Below are 2,375 nucleotides of genomic sequence, written 5' to 3' on the forward strand. Positions count from 1 at the left end.
GCCCAGAACCCGAGTAGCGGGCACCAGTCCGTACCCGTCTGAAAGCTCCTTTGGCAAGGCCGGGGTGGAATGAAGGGTCCGGTTGCAGAAACGTGCGTGGTGATTACAAGACCCTGGAGCGTTTGAGGACCGATCTAGGGTTAGTCCCAGGGCACCTGGCTAAGCGATATTGATGTCGGAGATGTTGCTGTCTCTCAAGGCCTTGATGTCTCGAATGGGCGGTTGGCCGAAGAATTGGCAGATCGTCATTCGTCGCGATGGCGCGTAGCCGTTCCGCTTGCCGCATCCGAAGAAGCGGTACGAACGGCGCCTGGTCCGGCGCACCCGCAAACATGGCTTTCACCATACCACTCTGGCAAGGCGGCCCGTGAGTGTGTGAGGTAGTGCTTCACGCCCTCGTGTCCGGTTTGGTAAGTCATCAATCACTAGATAAAATGGTGTCGCCCTGACCCTGGCTTACCGAAGGGCAAGGACAGCTTTCAGCAATGTTACGCACCGAATGAAATCTTTGAACAATGCCGCGAACTTTAGACTCACTACATTCGCTCCTACGGACCATTTGCGGGCTCGCCGAATTTCGTGTTGTAGCGCAGCTTGATCTCGCCGCACGTGCCATGCTCAGGTGAATAGACAATGCAAGTGTCGAAGGGCCGGGAGTAAACGTGCAAGCTGACTGCCCTCTGATTGAATTCTCGCGGGTTATAGACGCGGTGCACGGGATCGGCGGGATCAACGGCGCAAGGACGATTGGGATTCATCTCGACCGTATCGGCCGATTTAAGTTGGCATGTACCGCGAGCGAGATCCTGAGAAACCAAGTGATAATTTCCCACCAGCAGGCGGCCGATGGGAACCGCCATCCAGCAGTTCTGGTCACGATGATTGTGGACGGAACTGGCTTGTCCTATCTCCCAGCAGATTGCAATCAATTCATATAGTGGTGTCTTGTCGATCAGGTTGCGAGTGTAGTGCTGGCAATCCCACGTGAGGTATGGAGCCAGCGTGTCGGGGGACACTGGCGTGTCCTGCAGGAAATCCAAAAGCGCGTCAACTATCCTGAATGCCGATTCCGGGAATCGGCGTAGCGCAGAAGCAAAATCCTGAATGGGAACCTGCTTGTGGATCGCTTGTGTGCTCATACTCGCCTCTGCAGGAGCTAAGTATATCGCCAGGCGAGCGAAAGGTTCCGAGCTCTAATTCGTAGCTAAGCTCGAAGTTTTTGCTAACCGGTTCACAACGCACTGCTATCACCAACGGAGAGCGGCCAGTAAACATGAATCGATCTGATAGAGCCGGGCTCCACGAAATTGGTCAACTTCCGGATTGCCGACTACTTGGGAATTGTTGAATGTTCCTCAACGCGTCGTTGAACTGCGGGAGGATTATTCTGCTTGGGGAGTCGGCGCTTATCGGGATTTCCACAACCTGAACTATCTGGAATATGCCTACATCCAGTTAGGGCGTTATCGCGACGCCCAGCACACGGTAGAAATCATCGCGGCACAATATGGGGAGCTGCCCGACAAGAAGACGGCCTCGGACACGCCGGAGTTGCAGTCGCGGCATGTTCGTGGCCGTACGATCTATGCGGTGTCTGACCGAGTGGTTTACGGATACTTCGACATGCTCACTCGAATGATTGGGGAATCTGGCCGCTGGGACGAAGTAGCGAAGATCAAGCTTCTGGTCCCGTCGCGGGATTTCGTGGCTGTGAAGCTGCAGTGGGAGGCCAAGGCTGCCGCAGTACCAGGGGACCAGAAAACAGCGAGGGCGGCCGCTGCGAAGCTGGTCTCGTTGTCTCAAGAACCTGGCCAGCATCCCTTCGCGAAGCTGATCATCAGCCTGCAGGCAAAGGAAGCCGAAGCGTTGCAGAAGGTGCCGGCGACGCCGGCAATGCCGTGGCAAAGTTGAAGGAGGCGGTAGCGATTGAGGATTCGATCGACGACTTATCTCAGCCGCCGTATCCGGTGATTCCGGCAAATGAACTTTGCGGATATCTCCTGCTGGAATTCAACCGCCCTGCCGAGGCAACGAACTACTTCCAGAAAGCCTTACTGCGGACTCTGAATCGTCCCAAAGCGATCTTCGCATAGTGACAACCCACAGACGGGACCGAACCGTTGCGACCATCCATGGCGCTCGGATACCGGATCGCCGGCTGTTTTACCAGCAAGGAAAGCATCCACTTCGTCCAATCCGGTCAACCTCGCAGTCGATCTGCAGCAACATTCAATATTCATTTCGTTCGTTGTTGTTCCGATGAAAACTCACGCCGCCATCTTAGCCCGAATAATTCTTGAAGGTTGAAGAAGCGAAAGCTCCGGACATGCTGTCAAGACAGTGTTTAAATAAGCCAAAGAGGCCTATGCGTGTCA

The 2,375-nt window shown here is 54.9% G+C and carries 3 protein-coding genes; 2 read left to right on the top strand and 1 reads right to left on the bottom strand.

Going from position 1 to position 2,375, the window contains the following annotated elements; genetic code table 11:
• Positions 1-548: 548 nt before the first annotated feature.
• Complete coding sequence (locus Q363_RS31355) at positions 549-1,139, bottom strand: cysteine dioxygenase (RefSeq protein WP_035358645.1); 591 nt, start codon at positions 1,137-1,139, stop codon at positions 549-551.
• Between the two features lie 205 nt (positions 1,140-1,344).
• Between Q363_RS31355 and Q363_RS31360 the strand changes: the two genes are divergently transcribed.
• Positions 1,345-1,911: a hypothetical protein gene (locus Q363_RS31360; protein WP_035358646.1), complete on the top strand. Its 567-nt coding sequence runs from the start codon at positions 1,345-1,347 to the stop codon at positions 1,909-1,911.
• The gene (locus tag Q363_RS31365; protein WP_035358647.1) at positions 1,899-2,093 is read left to right on the top strand and encodes a hypothetical protein; all 195 of its coding nucleotides are present in this window, start codon (positions 1,899-1,901) and stop codon (positions 2,091-2,093) included. Before Q363_RS31360 ends, Q363_RS31365 begins: the two co-directional genes overlap by 13 nt.
• The last annotated feature ends 282 nt before the right edge of the window (positions 2,094-2,375 follow it).

Source organism: Edaphobacter aggregans DSM 19364 (genome assembly GCF_000745965.1).
Lineage (GTDB): Bacteria > Acidobacteriota > Terriglobia > Terriglobales > Acidobacteriaceae > Edaphobacter > Edaphobacter aggregans.

Bases quoted from the DNA above. Each gene is read 5' to 3' on its own strand.
- Q363_RS31355 (WP_035358645.1), bottom strand. From the start codon at position 1,139: ATGAGCACACAAGCGATCCACAAGCAGGTTCCCATTCAGGATTTTGCT.